The organism is Paenibacillus sp. NPDC058174 (assembly GCF_042883865.1).
Taxonomy (GTDB): Bacteria; Bacillota; Bacilli; order Paenibacillales; family Paenibacillaceae; genus Pristimantibacillus.
In genome coordinates this window covers 1,323,312-1,341,868 of record NZ_JBHVUY010000001.1, presented here as the reverse complement: position 1 = coordinate 1,341,868, position 18,557 = coordinate 1,323,312, and the positions used below count along the sequence as shown (strand labels likewise).

Annotated in this window: 12 protein-coding genes; 11 read left to right on the top strand and 1 reads right to left on the bottom strand. The window is 46.8% G+C overall.

Annotated features, from left to right (window positions below):
- Positions 1-215 precede the first annotated feature (215 nt).
- From ACFVVF_RS05995 to ACFVVF_RS05970, 6 genes are all read left to right on the top strand, one after another.
- A complete protein-coding gene (locus ACFVVF_RS05995; RefSeq protein WP_387806337.1) occupies positions 216-1,592 on the top strand; it encodes a glycoside hydrolase family 30 protein in 1,377 nt (458 codons plus the stop codon).
- Positions 1,593-1,698: 106 nt separating this feature from the next.
- On the top strand, positions 1,699-4,014 hold the full coding sequence (locus ACFVVF_RS05990) for a helix-turn-helix domain-containing protein (RefSeq protein ID WP_387806335.1): 2,316 nt from the start codon (positions 1,699-1,701) through the stop codon (positions 4,012-4,014).
- 211 nt (positions 4,015-4,225) lie between these two features.
- Positions 4,226-5,173, top strand: coding sequence for an ABC transporter permease (locus ACFVVF_RS05985; protein ID WP_387806334.1), 948 nt, complete (start codon positions 4,226-4,228; stop codon positions 5,171-5,173).
- A gap of 10 nt (positions 5,174-5,183) precedes the next feature.
- On the top strand, positions 5,184-6,059 hold the full coding sequence (locus ACFVVF_RS05980; RefSeq protein WP_387806332.1) for a carbohydrate ABC transporter permease: 876 nt from the start codon (positions 5,184-5,186) through the stop codon (positions 6,057-6,059).
- Between the two features lie 111 nt (positions 6,060-6,170).
- Positions 6,171-7,706, top strand: a complete 1,536-nt coding sequence (locus ACFVVF_RS05975) for an ABC transporter substrate-binding protein (protein ID WP_387806330.1) — start codon at positions 6,171-6,173, stop codon at positions 7,704-7,706.
- 51 nt (positions 7,707-7,757) lie between these two features.
- Positions 7,758-10,034: a carbohydrate-binding protein gene (locus ACFVVF_RS05970; protein WP_387806328.1), complete on the top strand. Its 2,277-nt coding sequence runs from the start codon at positions 7,758-7,760 to the stop codon at positions 10,032-10,034.
- 113 nt (positions 10,035-10,147) lie between these two features.
- On the opposite strand, the gene ACFVVF_RS05965 is transcribed toward ACFVVF_RS05970, so the two are convergent.
- Positions 10,148-11,179, bottom strand: a complete 1,032-nt coding sequence (locus ACFVVF_RS05965) for a YheC/YheD family endospore coat-associated protein (RefSeq protein WP_387806326.1) — start codon at positions 11,177-11,179, stop codon at positions 10,148-10,150.
- A gap of 232 nt (positions 11,180-11,411) precedes the next feature.
- Between ACFVVF_RS05965 and ACFVVF_RS05960 the strand changes: the two genes are divergently transcribed.
- The 5 genes from ACFVVF_RS05960 (at position 11,412) to ACFVVF_RS05940 (ending at position 18,473) form a co-directional block, all read left to right on the top strand.
- The gene (locus ACFVVF_RS05960; RefSeq protein WP_387806324.1) at positions 11,412-12,068 is read left to right on the top strand and encodes a collagen-like protein; all 657 of its coding nucleotides are present in this window, start codon (positions 11,412-11,414) and stop codon (positions 12,066-12,068) included.
- A gap of 261 nt (positions 12,069-12,329) precedes the next feature.
- Entirely contained in the window at positions 12,330-13,877 is a 1,548-nt protein-coding gene (locus tag ACFVVF_RS05955; RefSeq protein WP_387806322.1) for a spore germination protein, read from the top strand.
- Between the two features lie 43 nt (positions 13,878-13,920).
- Positions 13,921-15,027, top strand: coding sequence for a GerAB/ArcD/ProY family transporter (locus ACFVVF_RS05950; RefSeq protein ID WP_387806320.1), 1,107 nt, complete (start codon positions 13,921-13,923; stop codon positions 15,025-15,027).
- Positions 15,014-16,180 (top strand): Ger(x)C family spore germination protein, encoded by a 1,167-nt coding sequence (locus ACFVVF_RS05945; protein WP_387806318.1) that lies wholly within the window; start codon positions 15,014-15,016, stop codon positions 16,178-16,180. The genes ACFVVF_RS05950 and ACFVVF_RS05945 overlap by 14 nt, the downstream gene beginning before the upstream one ends.
- A 94-nt stretch (positions 16,181-16,274) precedes the next feature.
- The gene (locus ACFVVF_RS05940) at positions 16,275-18,473 is read left to right on the top strand and encodes a helix-turn-helix domain-containing protein (protein WP_387806316.1); all 2,199 of its coding nucleotides are present in this window, start codon (positions 16,275-16,277) and stop codon (positions 18,471-18,473) included.
- Positions 18,474-18,557: the final 84 nt, after the last annotated feature.

The following is an 18,557-nucleotide window of genomic DNA, read 5'->3' as shown; positions in this document are numbered from 1 at the left end:
AGGAAAGCTGCCGCTACGTTAGCTTTCCTTTTTACTACCATTTTGAATGAAATCGATTTCAGAATGTGTGCCTTCTTCTAGATCACTTTTTACTATATAGTGAAGTGCTAAAGTAGAGAAATATACAATTTGAGCAGTAGCCCAGACCTCTCCATGCTGTCATGCTGGGAAGAGAAAACAGAATTCATCCCTTGTAAAGGTAAAAGGAGATTAAGATGACAGCAACTAAAGTCGAGGTATGGTGGAGCTCTGAGCTGGAGCCGAGAGATCGCAGCTGGTTTTACGAATCTAAGGAAATTGAGTATAAAGGTGAAGCAAGACCTCCGCTATGGACACATGCTCCGCGTCCGGAGAACCGGACGACCATTACAGTCTTTCCGGAGATGAAATATCAGGAGATGCTTGGAGTTGGATCCTCCATGGAGGAAAGCACGGTATACAATCTGGCACGCATGTCTCCTGTGAAGCAAGAGGAGGTTATTTCCTTTTTGCTTGATCCGGTAAACGGCGCGGGTTTTTCGTTTATACGGCTTACGCTCGGTACCTCTGATTTTACAGCACAAGCCTTCTATAGCTATAACGATCTGGAAGACGGAGAAACGGATTTTGCGATGGAACGGTTCTCGATCCGCAAGGATATAGAGTTTGGCATTATTCCGATTGTCCAGCGAATGCTGACCGTTAAGCCGGATCTGAAATTTTTCGCATCCTCTTGGTCACCTCCGGCCTGGATGAAGACCTCGGGCAGTTTGTGGCGGGGAGAGCTTAAGGAAGGAAAGGCCTATATCGACGCCCTGGCTCTTTATTACCGTAAAGCTATTCAGGCTTACAAGGAGCAGGGGATCGAGCTCTATGCAATTACGGTACAGAACGAGCCCTTGCTGGAGATCGATTATCCAAGCTGCTATATGAGCCCGGAACAGCAGAGAGAGCTGATTATCGCGCTCCGAAAAGAACTGGATGCGCATCAGCTGGACACAAAGATCTGGATCTTCGATCATAACTTTCAGGATGCGTGGATGTACGCTTGCCCGATTCTTAACGATAAGGAAGGACGTTACGCCTCAGACGGCATAGCCTTTCACGATTATGAAGGCGAGCCTTCCGTCATGACCGAGCTCAAAGCCGCTTATCCCGATCAGACGATCCATATGACGGAGAGGTCGATTTGGGGAGTGGCTGCAGCCGACCGGATTGCGCAATATTTTCGCAACTGGGCCTCCAGCTACAACGCATGGGTGACGATGCTCGACAGCCGGATTGGCAAGCATCAGTGGGTAGGCATTCCGGATCCAACGCTGCTGGTGCTGCATGCAGACCGTCCGGATGAATATTGGATGACACCGGAGACTTATATGACGGCTCAGTTTGCCCGATATATTCAAAGAGGGGCTTGGAGAATTGAGAGTAACTATGGTTCTCCAGATACGGTAACGAATGTGGCATTCTTGAACCCGGATGGTCATGTCATCGTAGTTGTCATTAATCAGACGCTGGAGGAGCAGCCCATACGTGTTGTATGCGAGGGCAGGCAGTTTGAGGCCAATGTCCCGGCCAAAAGTGTTGCGACTTACCGCTTTTCACAGCGTTGATTCGAATGAATTGCATAAGGTAATTTTTCAAGGGCTGTTCCCTGCCAGGGATAGCCCTCTATGCTTTAGAAAGCGATGACTTCAGTCTGCCAGGAGGAATTGTAAGATGTTGATTTCATTTCGTTCCCGCAAATATTTGCAGCGTATCTTATGGTCTCTAATTGCCTTTATTGTCGCTATTCTATGTGTATTCGCTTCTACTTTATATTGGAATATGAAGAGTTCGACGCTCCGTATCCAGACCGAGGCGAACCGCAAAGTACTCGCGCAGGTCAAGTATAACGTAGAGTACATGGATGAAATTTTGAAAAATTTAATGATGTCCCTTTACTTTGACAATGAGGTCATCCCGATTTTATATAGCAAGACATTTAGTTATGAGGATATTGCCATTAAGCTGGCGAAGCTGGACAAGGTGGCCGATTCCTCTACTTATTTGTATTCTATTATTCTGTATAACTGCTATACCGATACTTATCTGTCCACTAACCGCAAATTCCAGGATAATCTGCATGGCGAAATCGAGCGGTTCGAAATGCAGCTGGGCAATAAATCCAATTTGCAGAAAATGCGGCTTGTCCCGATGAAGATTACGGGAGATTCGCAGGCAGCTATCGATTTCTTCTCCTATATGATGTATGACGATAAGGCCAATCAGACGGAGCAGAGCAAGCTGATTCTGAATGTAAAGCCGGAATGGATTTTTAACAACATCAAAGTCATTAACGATCTGGCTTATGACAAAAGCAGCTCGGTGCTGCTGATGGACGGCAATGGCTCGCTTTATTCCAACGATAACCGGTTGGCGGATTTCCTGCCTGATCGTATTACGAGCCGGATTCAGGAAAGCGAAGCGGAGTTCGAGACGTTCACCTATGGCCGGGGAGACAACAAGTCAATCGTGACCGTCATGTCGCTTGGCAAATACAATTGGAAGGCGATCAGCATCCAGTCCTATGATTATGCGTTCCGCGAGCTGTATGGAGTCCGCAACATGCTCATTGTTGTAACCGCTTTATTTTTGCTGATGTCAGCGATAATTGCTCTTATTATTTCAACAAGGCTTTACCGTCCGGTTGATACGATGGTGAGGCAGGTACGGGGAGCACTTCCTCCGGAAGCCAAATCCGGTCTGCAAAAGGATGAATGGTCTTATCTTGCCGCCAGCTACGCCTCTATGGCTGATAAGGCGGACAGCGCGGAACGGCATCATGTCCGAAACCGGAAAATTATCGAGGATTTTCACATTCGCAGTATATTGAGCAGAGGCTCCGGGCTAACGGAAGTGAGATTCAGACAGCTGCTTGAGGAGTATCAGCTCCCTTTGGATGCAGAAGGGCCGTTTCTCATCGGAATTTGCAAAATTGATCAGTTCGAGCAATCTATGCTACAGGCGAGCACGGAGGAACAGCGAATTTACCGGTTTGCGCTGGGCAATATCACCGATGAGCTGCTGTCCCGGCATGGGAAGCCAGCATGGATTGAGATGGGGGATAACCAGTTTGTTTTTATTGTCTCTCTATCAAGGAATGCAATAGAACCGATTAAAGCGGCCATTAGTGAAATGCAGGATATCATTCAAAGTTATTATAAGCTGTCTACGACGGTGTCGCTTGCCCGTCCATTTGAGAGCTGCACGGAGATAGCGGGGGCATACCTTGAAGCGCAGCAATTGATGCAATACCGGATGCTGCTGGGCAGCTCTGTCCTTATTACAGCGGATTTGGTGAAGACAGAGGAGCGGCATGAGGATTTGCATCAGGCGACTCACATTGAAAAGCTGATGACTGAGCATCTCCGTATGGGGAACAGCACGGAGCTGACTAAAGATTTTGATTCCTATTTCGCATACGCTTCGATGCTGACCTACACGCAGTTTATGAATGCTGTTATGCATATGACGGTGACCGTAACGAAGACGATCAGTGAAATGAATGAACACAGGCTGCGGCCTCTCGAAATCGATATCCGGGCTTTCCACCTGGAAGTGCTTAAGCAGGAAACGGCGGAGGAGATCAAGGCTTTGTTCCAGTCTCTTGCACTGCAGCTGTCCGAGCAGGATAATCCGGCAGAGGCGGAAAAGGCTGACATTCTGGCCCGGACGATGAAGGATATGATAGCCGAGAACAGTATGGACCCGGACTTCAGCCTCCATGCGATGGCTCAGCTGCTTAAGATGTCTTCTGCATATATCGGAAGGCAGTTCAAACAAAGCACGGGAATGACCGTTACTGAATACCTGAATGATTTCCGTCTGGAGCGAGCCCTCGAGCTGCTTGAGACGAAGGATATCACCATCAATGAAGTGATGGAACAGGCGGGCTACCGCTCGCAAAGCTATTTCTTCAAACTATTTAAGAGCAAATACGGCACCTCGCCGAAAAACTACAGGCTCCGCAAAGTCATTGCGCCTGATAAATAACGATCTGTAAGCCCTGAATCTCAATAGAATCGCGAGAATTCAGGGCTTCTTTTTCCCCTCGCAAGAGATAGGAGAAATATGTCGATAGTGCAAGCCAAAACAGAGTAAAGTGCAATATGTTCAGTAGAAGAAAAGCCCTCCCGTCTGCTTAAATGGGCCTATGACAGCTGCGGATTTCAAATATGGCAGCAAGGGGAGGTGAATGTAAAACGTGAAAAACGAAGCGATCATACTCAGCAAGCCCAACAAGCCGAATCGCAAAGGGCATTTCCGCAGGAACAGGGATCTCTTTATTCTGAGCCTGCCGGCGCTGCTGTTTAAGTTGATTTTCAGCTACTTGCCTTTGATTGGACTAATTGTTGCATTCAAGAAGTTCCGGTTCGACAAGGGGATTTTCGGGAGCGAATGGAACGGCCTTGATAATTTCCGTTTCTTCTTTATTTCCGATAATGCGTGGAGAGTTACCCGTAATACCGTGTTGTACAACAGCGGTTTTATTCTCATTACATTAGTGTGCGCGCTGCTATTGGCCTTGCTTCTGAATGAGATGAGCGGCAAGGCGGTGAAGTTCTACCAAAGCGCGTTGTTCCTTCCTTACTTCTTGTCTTGGGTAGTGGTCGGCTATATCGTGCTGGCTTTCCTTGAACAGGACCGGGGGCTGCTGGATCATATATGGAAGCTGTTCGGACATGAGCCAGTCAGCTGGTATCAGGAGCCTGGCCGCTGGCCGTATATTCTGAACGCTGTTAACTTATGGAAGACGTTGGGCTTCTCAACGCTTGTCTATTACGCCGGAATGATCGGAATAGACCCGAGCTATTATGAAGCGGCGAAAATCGACGGAGCGAACCGGCTGCAGATGATCCGCAAAATTACATTGCCACTACTGACGCCATTAATTGTCGTACTGCTTATCGTGGCGATTGGAGGAATGTTCCGGGCAGATTTTGGTCTGTTCTATTTCATTCCGAACAATTCGAGCTTCCTTTATTCGACGACGGATGTTATCGATACGTATGTGTTCCGTGCGTTAAGGACGGTTGGCGATGTCGGAATGTCGGCGGCTGTAGGGCTGTACCAGTCGCTTGTTGGCTTTGTGCTTGTCATTGCAGCCAATACGATTATTAAGAAATCGAATTCGGATCACGCATTGTGGTAGGGGTGTTCTTATGAGAAAAAATGTCGCTCGCCTGTTAAGCCATGCCATTCTGGTGATCGTGGCTGCCATCATGATCTATCCCTTGCTGCTGGTTGTATCTATTTCCTTCTCGGAGGAAGGTTCCGTGGTCAAGCATGGTTACCGCTTCATCCCAGAAGAGTTTAGCCTTGACGGATATGCAGCTGTATTCAACAACCCCGGCATTCTGCTTAATGCCTACAGTATAACGATTGCGGTAACGCTTCTCGGAACAATAATGGGTCTGCTGCTTACAGCAATGATTGCCTATGTCATGTCCCGCAAGGAGTACCGCTATAGAAAGGCGACAACTTTATTTGTCGTATTCACGATGCTGTTTAACGGCGGTCTCGTTCCATTCTATATTCTCGTTGTAAAATATTTGCATCTGAAGGATACGCTGTGGGTGCTCATTATTCCGTATTTGATTAATCCGTTCTACGTCATGATTATGAAGGGCTTCCTTGACCGGATGCCGGCGGAAGTCATCGAATCTGCCAAGATAGACGGGGCCAGCGAGTATCGTGCTTTCTTCACGATCGTATTGCCGCTGTCCACTCCGGCGCTTGCAACGGTTGGCTTGTTCATCTCTTTCATCTATTGGAATGACTGGTGGCTAGGGCTGTTGTTCATCGATCAGGATCGTCTCGTTCCGCTGCAGCTGCTCTTATACCGGATTATGAGTACGATTGAATTCTATGCCGTGAATTCACAGCATCTTAGCGGCAGTGTGGATGTCACTAAATTTCCTAGCTTAACAACCAGGATGGCATTAGCGGTTCTTGGAGCGGGACCGATGCTTTTTATTTTCCCGTTCTTCCAGCGTTATTTTGTCAAAGGGCTGACTGTCGGCTCGCTTAAAGAGTAATTAGCACTCGGGAACACACGGCTTGGACTTGACCATGGCTTGTCCACAGCCGTATTCCATAAATAGTTGGGGAGGTCATCAATAAAGATGGGATACAACAACAGAAAAGGCATGAACAGAAAAGCTATGCTTGCGTTTATGATCGGGTTAATGCTGGTGCTGTCTGCATGCAGCAGCGGAAACAACGCGAGCAGTCCCGCAAGCAGCAACAAGCCGGCAAACAGCACTCAGAGCACGGCGGGATCAGAAAGCCCAAAGCTTAATCCGGTACAGCTCACCTGGTATTACCCGCAATGGAGTACACAGCCGGGTACGAAGGAAGTAGAGGATGCCATCAACAAAATTACACAGGAGAAAATTAACGCCACCATCAAGCTGATGCCGACAGACGGAGGAAGCTACGAGCAGAAGCTCAATACGATGGTTGCCGCCAATGAGGAATTCGATATCGCTTGGACCTCGTTCTGGATGTTCAACTATGCGCAGAATTCGCGGCGCGGCGCGTTTGTCGAGCTGGGACCGCTGCTGGATAAGAATGCACCTGAGCTGAAGAAGCTGTTCCCGGATATGGTATGGGAAGCGCTGAAGGTGGATGGTAAAATCTACAGCATTCTTAACTACCAGACGATTACGAACAAAGAGGGCTTCCTCATCCAGAAGCGCTTCGCGGACAAGTACGGCCTCGATCCAAGCGCAATCAAGTCCATTAAGGATATCGAGCCATTCCTTGTGAAAATCAAGGAGAACGAGCCGGACATCATTCCGTTTGGCATAACACGCGCCGGCAACTTCGAGAATATGAAGACAACCTACAACAACATCGAATATATCTCGAATGAAGCTATCGTGGGTCTCTATCGGGATGACGCCCAGTCCAAGGTCATGGACGTCATTCAATCACCGGAGTATAAGGAGTATCTGACTCTGATGCATGACTGGTACAGCAAGGGTCTGATTAATAAGGATGCGCCTACGGTGAAAGCGCTGGATGACCGGAAGAAAGCAGGCCAGATCGCCGTATCCTTCCATAACGTGCTGAAGCCGGGCCGTGAAGTCGAAGAGAAGAATGCTTCCGGCGGACAGGATATTGTCATCGTTCCTACTTCGGAGCCGTTTGTCGGAACAAATACGATTATTCAGTCGATGCAGGCCATTAGCCAAACGTCGAAAAATCCGGAGCGCGCTCTTATGTTTCTGAACCTTCTCAATACGGATAAAGAGCTGCTCAATCTGGTGAGCTACGGGATTGAAGGCAAGCATTATACCAGAATCTCGAATGACATGATCAAGATGAATGAGAACAGCAGTTATAACCCGAATATCACTTGGGTGTTTGGCAATACGTTCCTCGCAGATATGCAGGAAGGCCAGGATGCAGCGGTGCGCGAGCAGACGCTGAAGGAAAATAATGAAGCGAAGTCTTCCCCGATTCTGGGCTTCACCTTTGACCCGGAGCCGGTGCAGACGGAAATCGCCAATATTCAAGCCGTCAACGACGAATTTGGACCGCCGCTGAACACGGGGGCAGCAGACGTCGAGCAGAAGCTGGCTGAATATATCGAGAAACGTAAAAAAGCAGGCATCGAGAAGGTGGTAGCAGAGGTACAGAAGCAGTTGGACGACTGGAAGCAAAAAACGGGCAAATAAGGCATCAAAGCTTCTCAATCATTTGCAGTAACAAACAAAGGAGGCAATAAAATGGCTAATTTGTTTAAAGGTATGGCTGCGGCAGCACTGGTCACCTCGTTGCTGGTAACTTCATTATCGCTTGCAAAGCCGGAGATAGCAGCCGCGGCAGGAGAAACGGTAAGCGTATGGCGTACGAATGAATCATTAACGGAAAAGCTGGCCCCGCAGAGCAATCTGACATTTGCAGCGGACACAGCCTCGAGTACAAATACCATCTTTGTGGATGAAAATTCGACCTTTCAGACGATTGACGGCTTTGGCGCTTCTATTACCGACTCCTCGGCTTATCTGATGAATCAGAAGCTTACAGCAGCCAATCGCAATACGCTGATGACGAATCTGTTCAGTCCGACAAGCGGGATCGGAATCAGCTGGCTTCGTCAGACGATAGGTGCATCCGATTTCTCCCATGTTGGCAACTACAACTATAAGCCGACACCGACTTCAACATTCTCGATTGCGCAAGACGAGATCGATATTATTCCTCTTCTGCAGCAGGCGCGGACATTGAACAGCAATCTGAAGATCGTTGCCAGCCCATGGAGCCCGCCAGGCTGGATGAAAAACAATAATTCCATGCTTGGCGGAGATACGGCTACCCTGAAAACGGAGCATTACGGTGATCTTGCTGCCTACTTTGTTAACTTCATCGATGCCTATGCGGCCAAAGGCGTGCCGATCTATGCAGTGACCCCTAATAATGAGCCGCGCTGGGCTTCAACGGGATATCCGGGCATGTATATGACGCCGCAGGAACAGGCCAATTTCGTGAAAAATAATTTGGGTCCGGCGCTCAGCGGCAAAAACGTCAAAATCTTCGCTTTTGACCACAACTGGGATATCGATTTTGTTCCTGCTTACTATAGCGATTCGGCTGCCGCAAGCTACACTGCCGGTACCGCATGGCATTGCTACGGCGGCGAAGCAACGATTATGTCGACCATGCATTACTTGTTCCCGACCAAGGACACGTATGAGACCGAATGTACAGGCGGTACTTGGACGGATACCACAACAGGTCAGTTTGACGTGGATATGAAAAACTTGACGAAGACGCTTCGCCATTGGTCCAAAAACTTTATTGCATGGAATATGGCACTGGATACAGCTAATGGCCCGACAAACGGCGGCTGCACTACATGTACAGGACTGGTTACGATTAACCAAGGCACGGGTGCAGTAACATATGGACCTTCGTATTATGCAATGGGTCACCTCAGTAAATATATCGTTCCAGGAGCGGTGCGAATCGCCTCCACCGGCTATGCCAATGGTATTCATAACATAGCAGCGAAAAATCCGGACGGCAGCAAAGTGCTTGTCGCATATAATGAAACGACTTCCAACAATACCTTTAAAGTGAAATGGGGCGGCCAGTCCTTTACTTACACGCTGCCTGGCAAATCTGCCGTAACCTTCAAATGGTCCGGAACGCAGTCGACAACACAAACGATTATTCCGAACACGTATGGGTTGAAAGCCTCGGCATATAACGAAGCATTCTCGATCAAACCGGAAGCAACAAGTGATACAGGCGGAGGCCTGGATATCGGCAATGCATCCAACGGCAGCTGGATTATGTTCAAAAATGTCGATTTGAACGGGGTAACAGGCGTTAGCGCACGTGTTGCAAACGGTTATACAACGGCTACTTCGCTTGAGATTCGTACAGGAAGCCCAACTGGAGCCTTGCTCGGAACGGTGCCTGTAGGCGGAACTGGCGGTTGGCAGACTTGGGCAACGAATAGCGCAGCCTTGACCGGAGCAGCCGGTACGCAGGATGTCTACGTCGTTTATAAAGGAGCATTAAATCTGAACGGCATTGGTTTTACGGCATCCTCTTCAACGTCGAATCTGCTGCTCAATCCGGGATTCGAAGCAGGAAGTTTGAGCAATTGGAGTGAATGGCGTCCAACTGGCCAAGCTGTTGCGCAAAGTGTAGATACAGATACACCACGTACAGGTTCCTATAAGCTGACGCACTTCGCGGCAACCGCGTATCAGCAGACGACTTTCCAAGCTGTATCGGTGCCTAACGGTACGTACAAAGCATCGGTATGGGTGCGCTCCAGCGGCGGTCAAAGCGCTCTTCGCCTGGAAGCAAGCAATTATGGCGGATCGACTGTCTACAGCACGAACCTGACTGCAGCTTCCACGGGCACCTGGGTGGAGTTAGTAATCGACAATATTAATGTAACGACCGGCACGATTACCATTGGGGTTCACTCCAATGCCGCAGCAGGCAATTGGGCTGCATTTGATGACTTCACGTTAATTAAAAAATAACAAAAAAAGCAGCTGGTTCTTCGGAATCTGCTGCTTTTGTCTGCAATTAATGAAGGAAGTAAAGGCATGTAACCATGCCAAGCCTGTAACCATATAATGGCGATTAGGAATGCTCAATGTGTACGTAAATAGTGAGCATATTCCAATGGCCGCTTAAATACCTCAACCTGGTTGCGGAGTCCATTATATAAATTTTTTTGCGGCTGACCGTTTAATTCAATAATCCAGGGATGTTCGTCTTTGTCCAACGTAAAATCTACACTGAATTCTCCAAGATGATAGCTGGTATTTGAATCTATAATTTCAGCTGCCTTTAAGCTTATGTCATGAATAGAATCGAGAATTGCTTTAACCTTATCCGGTGGGTACAGGCGACTAAGGATATCAATCGTTAAACAAACCTGTTCGCAAATGCTAGTATTATAGCTGCCTGCATATGCTATACGGCTAATAATATTGGTTACTTTCCACATGCCTTTTTCATTTTTTTGCAAGAGAGCCCGGATATCAAAGCTTTGTTCGTTTATTTGCTGAACATCGACACCTTGTTGAATGATGTAGCGAGTTGAACCGATCAGCTTTTGAATGTTGTCTTGGAATTCTGACAGGTCTCTTACTATTATTTTGGGCGAAAAATAATGGTGACATAGGTGGATTTCATCTGAATCTTTCATCTCCACACGATAGACCCCTTTTCCTTTATTCCCGAAGCAAGGTTTAAGGTAAAGGGTTTTGTGAGCTTCTAGCAGTTGGACTGCTTGCTCCTTATCGTAGGTAAAGGTTTCTGGTAAATAGTCTGCGAGCAAATCTTTTAAATGGTTATAAATTTCAATTTTATTGAATTGATTAATCCGGTTGAAGCATTTACGACTTCCGATTACGGCTCTCAATCGTTCAATTGTTTCTTGATTTGTGTCATAGCATCGGTTGTACACAACCTGAGGGAAAGGGAATCTGCTTAGCACCAATCTCCCATTTACACGATGAAGTCCAAGTATACTTTTGCTTTTCCACCGGATGGACGAGGGAGTGAAGCAAAATATTTTCATTTTGGTTGTATTGTGTTGATGATACAGCTTAAGAACATTTTTTCTTTGAATACGGTTTGCAACTAGAATACCTACCAAACCGTTTTTATTGTTCATTATATGCCTCCAATATTAGTAAAGAGAGTCGTAGTAGTAGAGTATGTAGCTAAAAGAGAAACGTATGGACAACAATACAACTACATAATAATTTTTTGATCAAAGATATTTGCACGAACTGGTATCTACTGGAATAACATGGGTTGGAATACAAAAGGGGTGAGCGGTTATGCCGGTTGTCAATTTTTAATCGGCCACCGATCCTCAGTACATTAAAGGAGTGTGTGCAAAGATGGGTAGATTACCGGGGCCTCCAGGCCCTCCGGGTCCCCAAGGCCCACAAGGTCCACAAGGTCCTCAGGGGCCGCAAGGTGTTTGTCCTCCATGTCCTCCGGGAGCACAAGGTCCCCAAGGTCCAGCCGGTCCTGCTGGTCAAACGGGTCCGCAAGGCCCTCAAGGTCCCCAAGGTCCGCAGGGTCCGCAAGGTCCTGCTGCAGTAGCATCTTTTGCTTTTCTGTGCAGCACTGTGGATCAAGCTGTTGAAGCGGCACCAGCTCCCGGCGGTCAAGGCGGAGCGGTTACCTTTAACGATTCTTTAATTAACTCAACTGCACTATCTTTCACTTCACCATCTACCATTAATATTTTACAAAGCGGATTCTATCGGGTTACATGGGAAGTATTCCCTATGGCAGGGAACTCTGCATTTGGATTGTTCTTTGATCCGGATGGCGGAGGGCCAGCTGCAGCATCTTTGGTTCATTGTAGCAACTATGGATCAGGGGCAGGCAATAATCCGTATCCCGGTCAAGTTATCGCCCAATTAACAGCCGGAGGCACGTTAACATTAAACCGGATTGATAATACAGGTGCTCAAACCTTACAGGGAAGTATTGGCGGAGGAACGCCTACCGTTAGTGCATCTATCATTATTGAGAAATTAGCGTAAAAAAATATAGGGCTGCTTCAAAAGGTTGTAAAAATCCTCTGGGCAGCCCTGCTACTATTATGGATCAAATAAGGGTATGCAGACGTCGAAAGGCGATGCTTGCATACCTTTTTTGCGTGATGCAGAGAACGTCATACGCTGGCGTATCTGTACATGCTTACTTACATGAAGAATGGAATTCCATAAATGGGTTAAGCTAACAAAACAAATTGAGGAAAGAGCTGCAAGTTGTAATGCCAAGCTGACAGGGGGAGGTGCCTTATGGCTAAGGGGGAAAACATCCATAGAAATGACGATGTGCCAGAGCAGCAATTAAATCCCTCGCTTTACCAAAATGAAGCCTATTTGAAAGAGATTTTTCAAAACTGCTCGGATGTCGTATTTCGTCCTCTCCATATCGAAGGCAGAATGCATGTGCTGGTCATTTATGTAAATGGTTTGGTGGACACAAAGGGATTAGAGGAAATGCTTCTGCAGCCAATTGTTACAGCAGGACATAATCCGGAGTTGAACAAGCTATCTTTCTTTAAAGAGTTAATTGCTCACCAGGCGCTCGCCATCCGGCAAACTGCGCTGGTAAGCGACACCTCGCTTGTCGTACAAGGAATCCTCAATGGACAAATCGCTCTGCTTACCGAGGGAGAAACAGAAGCTCTGCTTGGCAACATGAGTGAATATGAGAAGCGTCCCATCGGGGAGCCGGGTACGGAATCCGTCGTTCGGGGTCCAAGAGAAGGGTTTACGGAATCAATATTTACCAATATAACACTAATACGCCGCAGAATGCGCAGTTCAAAGCTGAAATTCGAAATGACCACTGTCGGTGAGATGTCGCAGACCGGAATTTCCATCGCCTATATAGAGGGAATAGTTAAACCTAGTATATTGCAGGAAGTACGCAAGAGGATTGCCCGCATCAAGACAGATGCCATATTAGACTCGGGATATATTGAGGAATTTATCGAGGATACGCCGCATTCGCCTTTTCCTTTAGTTCAAAATACGGAGCGTCCGGATGTTGTAGTTGCGAGCTTGCTGGAGGGCAGAATTGCCATTATGGTGGATGGTACGCCCTTTGTGCTGATCGTTCCGATGACCATCTGGTCTGCGATCCATGCTGCTGAGGATTACTATGAGCATTTCATCTATACAAGCGGTATTCGCTTACTGCGCTTTATCCTGCTCAGTGTCTCCTTTCTTCTTCCGTCTCTTTATGTTGCGACCTCAACCTTCCACCCTCAGCTTATTCCAGAGGCGCTGCTGTTAACAATCGCTGCCGCTCGCGAGAATGTTCCTTTTCCGACTGTCGTTGAGACGCTTCTAATGGAAGTTATTTTTGAAGCGCTGCGTGAAGCGGGAATTCGGCTGCCCAAGCCGGTTGGCTCTGCTGTAAGCATGGTTGGGGGGCTGGTTCTTGGAGAATCTGCAGTACGTGCAGGGATCGTATCAGCGCCTACTGTAATTGTGGTTGCTTTTACCGGGATTGCATCGTTCTCTTTGCCTCGGTACAATCTGGGATTAGCATTTCGGCTGTTACGGTTTCCTCTCTTACTGCTGGCTGGCAGCTTGGGCATTTACGGAGTGGGTTTTGGCGTTATCGCACTCATTATCCATTTAGTCAATCTCAGCTCGTTCGGGGTTCCCTACTTAGCGCCTGTTGCACCTAACTTATCCAGCAATTTGAAGGATATTTTTATTCGTATGCCCCGCTGGAACATGAATAAAAGGCCTGCTTTTCTAGTTGATGAGAACATAATCCGTACACCGGCAGGACAAGATCCCGCTCAGAACAAAGAGAGCCGAAAATAAAGCTAGGGTGCAAAGTAACATCAAAGAGAGGAGAACAGCAGATATGCAAATATCCGGCAGGCAGTTGTTTTGGCTCGTCTTCAGTATTGAAATCGTGCTGACGATGCTCTATGCGGTATCTGCCGCAGCGATAGAAGCGAACCAAGATGCATGGATTTCCATGCTGCTTGCCGGACTTATGGGATTCGGAATTGTATTCCTGATTGTGAAATTGAGCATGAGGTATCCTCAGCAAACCTTTGTACAATACAGTCAGACGATTTTGGGCAAATGGGGGGGCAAAATCGTTATTTTGCCTTACTTTATTATGTGGATGTACTTGAACAGCATGGTGCTGCGCAATTCTGCTGACTTCGTCTACATAACTTTGTTTACGAAAACACCGTTATACGTCATTATGGTAACCTTGCTTATTCTTGTTATCTATGTGATTTTTGTTGGAGGACTGGCGGGGATTGCGCGCTGCGGGGAGCTGATGGGACCCATCATTTTAGTCGTTATTGTGGGTACATGCCTGCTCAGCAGCAATCATTTGGACTGGCATCATTTGACGCCCGTATTCATAGATAGCGGCTGGAAGAACATCATAAAGGGATCGATTTCGGGCGTTGCTTTCTATGGCGACATCATTATGTTCACGATGATTTTTGCTTTTATGTCCAATTCGAAGCAGGCATTACCGATAACGATGTGGGGAATGGCTCTTACAGCTGTGTTAGTAGTGGCGGCTTCAATGATGGTTATTATGACATTTGGCCCTATTTTACCTACGCGTATGTGGGCGCCTTTTTTTGGGATGACCCGTTTTATATCGGTTCTCGGGTTTATCCAGAACGTCGATATTCTCTTCGTTATCATTTGGCTGTTCTCCGCTTTTATCAAACTATCGTTATTTCTATTTATAACCGTGTATGGGACGGCCCAATGGCTGAACATAAAAAACTGGCGAATCTTATTATGGTTTTTTGCCCCGATTATGCTAGTGCTGGCGCTGCTGCCGCAGAATGCGACGGCCCCCATTAAAGAATATGTCCAGCATTTCTGGATTCCGTTTGTCATACCAGTCAATGTGATAGGCATTCCGCTGTTATTATTGCTGGTTTCCGTCATACGCGGCAAGAGTATGCAGAGAAAGGATGAGTCAAATTAAACTGGGCTGGCGATGGATGACTCTTATCATTCTAGCATTACTCCTTACAGGCTGCTGGGATCGCAGGGAACTGAACAATCAAGCGCTCATCTTTGCTTGGGGAATGGACTTGAAGGAGGATGGCAGTTATCTGGCTACTGCGCAGTTTCCGATCCCGCGAGAATTGGGGGACAGTGAATCGGCAGCCGGGAAAGCTTCATTCACTATTACGGGAAGCGGGAATAGTGTCTACGAGGCAGCTAAAGATCTTCAAACGAAAGTATCCCGTTCCTGGTTTGCCGGCCACCGGCGTGTCATCCTTGTTGGCGAGACACTGGCAAAGAAAGGTCTCTCCAACATCATCGATGAATACAGCCGCAACCCTATTGTTCGCCTGCGTACGGATATTCTTGTTGTGAAGGGAAATACGGCTGCGGAGCTATTATCATTCGAATATCCGTTGGAGCAGGTGCCTGCCAATGCTTTCTTCAGAATTCATGAGGCAGCAGGCACAACTCCTGATTTAACTTTGCTGAAGTTTTTAATGGCGAGTGCAAGCGAGGAAAGCTGTCCGGTGTTACCCGTTATTACAACGCAAAATGATTCGAATTCGAAGCTGAAGCTGTGGGGAACAGCTGTTTTTAATAAAGATACCAAACTAGTAAGTTATTTGACCTTGAAGAAAGGCATGATTGTAGAATGGATCAAGGGAGAGCTTGACAGTACGATCCGCACAGTCAAAATTCCTTCGGAAGAGGGAAATATCGTGGTGGAAATCAACCATTTATCGGCTAAAATTCAAACTTCAGCAGATGAGAATGACAACATTGGCATTCATGTCGTGCTTGGCGCTAAAGGCGTTCTGAGAGAAAACAACACGCATCTCGATTTATTTCAAACGAAAAATATTGCAATGGTGCAGCAGTACTTAAATGAGCAAACCTCATCCGAGGTAAAGCGTGTGATACAGGAAATACAAGCGCGCAAAACAGACATTCTCGGGTTTGGCGTGTCCGTACACCGTCAGCATCCCCGGCAATGGAAGTTGTTGAAGAAGGAATGGCCGCAGCTGTTTCAAGACGCAAAGGTTGAAGTCGAGGTTAATATTAACCTGGAGGAGTCAGGAATGACAGGCCCTTCGATTGGTCAAAAGAAAAGCGAAATCCGTTCATAGGTTGACAATTACATCTCTCCCCGATACGATGCTGTTAGTTCATATATATAGTCTAAGCAAGAGAACATGGACTTGGAGGGGGAAACGTTTAAATATGAATCAAGTCATCGGCAAGCATGTTTGGTTTATGCGTCTTCTGGTGCCGTATATGCTATTCTTGTTTCTTGCTTTGACGCTTGGCTGGCTGATTTACAATAATACGCTGGAGCTGCTGGACAATGAAGCAAGAAGAAACAACCTGCATATGCTTGAACAGGTCAAAACAACGCTGGATGGAAGATTTACTGAAATCGACACCATTGTAAAGAAAGCGGCCAACGATCCCAAGCTTCTTCGTTTTCAGCAAGTGAAAGAGCCATTCGAAGGAACGAATACGTATAAACTGCTGGCTACACAAAAGGATCTTTATAATTTCAGCATTTTCAACAAATATATTGTGAACTACATGATTTATTACCGGAATAGCGATATCGTCATTTCGCCTTCCCAATTATACAAAGCGGATCAATTTTATGAGCAAGTGCTGAAGTATGACGATATGAGCTACGAGCAATGGCATCAGTTGTTTTTTGAAGGGGAAAATAGTAAGCGCTTTCTTCCTGCTGCAGATGCGCTCTACCTTCACAAGCCCAAATCTGTTATCACCTACAGCTATCCATTAGGTCTCATCCCCAGTCTATCACAAGGAAGCATTGTCGTTCTGATTGACAACAATGAGATCTTGAAGCTTCTAAGCGGACTGGACATCAAGGACGGCGGCTGGGCTTATATCGCGGACGACAAAGGAAATATTATTTCTTCTACGGGTGAATACAACAAGCTGGACCTAGCAATGCTTAGCCAGAACAAAGGCTTCATTACAGAATCGCAGCATACGGGGCAGAAAATGATTACGTATGTTCATTCCTCGACAAACGGATGGTATTACGTGCTTGCTCAATCGCCGCATGTCGTGCTTGAGAAAGTAAATTACGTCAAACGGATCACTTTTGGCTTTACGTTGGCTTTTTTGGTGATCGGAGTCGTTGTGGCCTACTTCTTTACCTCGCGTAATAGCCGAAAGGTATCGCATGTTCTGAACAATAATAAGGCGCTTCAGGAAGAAATAGAGAAGCAGGCTCCTTTACTCCGGGCAACCTTCTTCGAACGGCTATTGAAAGGCGAGCTTGTGTCAGGTCATGAGATGGAGGCGATGCTGAAGCGTCAGCATTTATCGGCGCACATTACTTCCTCTGCCGTAGTGATCGTGCAATTCTCTCCTAATGATCGCTATGAAGGGGATCAATTGAAGGAATTAGACCGTCAGCGGGTCATCATCAAGGAGACGCTTCGGGCGAATAAGCAATTTCCGATTCATTATCATGATGTAGCGGAGGATAAGATTGCATTGTTATTCCTGGAAAGCGATATAGCTTCTGATGCTTGCAAACGAAAAATTGATGATCTTGCAAAAGAAATAACGGATGTTATGCTTCAACAGTTCCAGATTCCGCTTAATATCGCTGCAGGCGGAGTGTATGAGTCACTGCTCGACGTATCCCGATCCTACGGGGAGGCCAAGCATGCCCTACATTTTTCGCTGCGATTGCAGCAGCAAGGTTTAGTTTGGTTCAATGAGCTTCCTCAGCAATCAGATGTCCATTATTATCCGGGCGAACTCGAAACACGGCTGATGAACCATGCGAAAAATGGTGATGCGGACGAGGTAAATCTGCTATTAAACGATATCTATGAACGGAACTTCGTACAGCGTCATTTGTCTCCATCTATTCAGAGGCTGCTTATATACGATATGGCAAGCAGTCTACTGAAGCTGAAAGAACAGCTGTCTCTGGATAACGAGACGGATATTTCGTCCTTGCTCAGCAAAGCCGGCAGCTCCGATGATCTGGCAGCGGTCTTTCGGTTCTCTCAGCGGTTATATGGAGACATTTGCGAAGGGATGCTTGAGAGAAAAATGAACTCGAATGTCAAGTTGCTGGAGAGCATCCTTCACTATCTCCACACGATGTATAGGAATGCTGATTTGAATTTGGATAGGGTCGCGGACCAAGCAGGAATTTCTAAAGTATATCTGTCCCAATTATTTAAGGAGAAAACCGGCAGCAATTTCTCCGATTATTTGGAGAGCTTGCGAATGGAGCAATCAAGGAAGCTTCTATCGGACACCACCTTGTCTGTCAATGAGATCGCCGTTCAGACGGGCTATAATTCCACGAACTCGTTTTGCCGGGCTTTCAAGCGGATAAACGGAATTAGCCCGACGGCATACCGGACTTTTACACCCGAATGACTGCAATTTCTTAATCATTGTATAACCGTTAAGCAAATGAATATAGCCAAATGATAACAAAAGTATACAGCCATATGGAGTGTT

What these genes read in the sequence shown, in the direction of transcription:
- ACFVVF_RS05995 (WP_387806337.1), top strand. Translation starts at nt 216, where the DNA reads ATGACAGCAACTAAAGTCGAGGTATGGTGGAGCTCTGAGCTGGAGCCG.
- ACFVVF_RS05990 (WP_387806335.1), top strand. Translation starts at nt 1,699, where the DNA reads ATGTTGATTTCATTTCGTTCCCGCAAATATTTGCAGCGTATCTTATGG.
- ACFVVF_RS05980 (WP_387806332.1), top strand. Translation starts at nt 5,184, where the DNA reads ATGAGAAAAAATGTCGCTCGCCTGTTAAGCCATGCCATTCTGGTGATC.
- ACFVVF_RS05975 (WP_387806330.1), top strand. Translation starts at nt 6,171, where the DNA reads ATGAACAGAAAAGCTATGCTTGCGTTTATGATCGGGTTAATGCTGGTG.
- ACFVVF_RS05970 (WP_387806328.1), top strand. Translation starts at nt 7,758, where the DNA reads ATGGCTAATTTGTTTAAAGGTATGGCTGCGGCAGCACTGGTCACCTCG.
- ACFVVF_RS05965 (WP_387806326.1), bottom strand. Translation starts at nt 11,179, where the DNA reads ATGAACAATAAAAACGGTTTGGTAGGTATTCTAGTTGCAAACCGTATT.
- ACFVVF_RS05960 (WP_387806324.1), top strand. Translation starts at nt 11,412, where the DNA reads ATGGGTAGATTACCGGGGCCTCCAGGCCCTCCGGGTCCCCAAGGCCCA.
- ACFVVF_RS05955 (WP_387806322.1), top strand. Translation starts at nt 12,330, where the DNA reads ATGGCTAAGGGGGAAAACATCCATAGAAATGACGATGTGCCAGAGCAG.
- ACFVVF_RS05950 (WP_387806320.1), top strand. Translation starts at nt 13,921, where the DNA reads ATGCAAATATCCGGCAGGCAGTTGTTTTGGCTCGTCTTCAGTATTGAA.
- ACFVVF_RS05945 (WP_387806318.1), top strand. Translation starts at nt 15,014, where the DNA reads ATGAGTCAAATTAAACTGGGCTGGCGATGGATGACTCTTATCATTCTA.
- ACFVVF_RS05940 (WP_387806316.1), top strand. Translation starts at nt 16,275, where the DNA reads ATGAATCAAGTCATCGGCAAGCATGTTTGGTTTATGCGTCTTCTGGTG.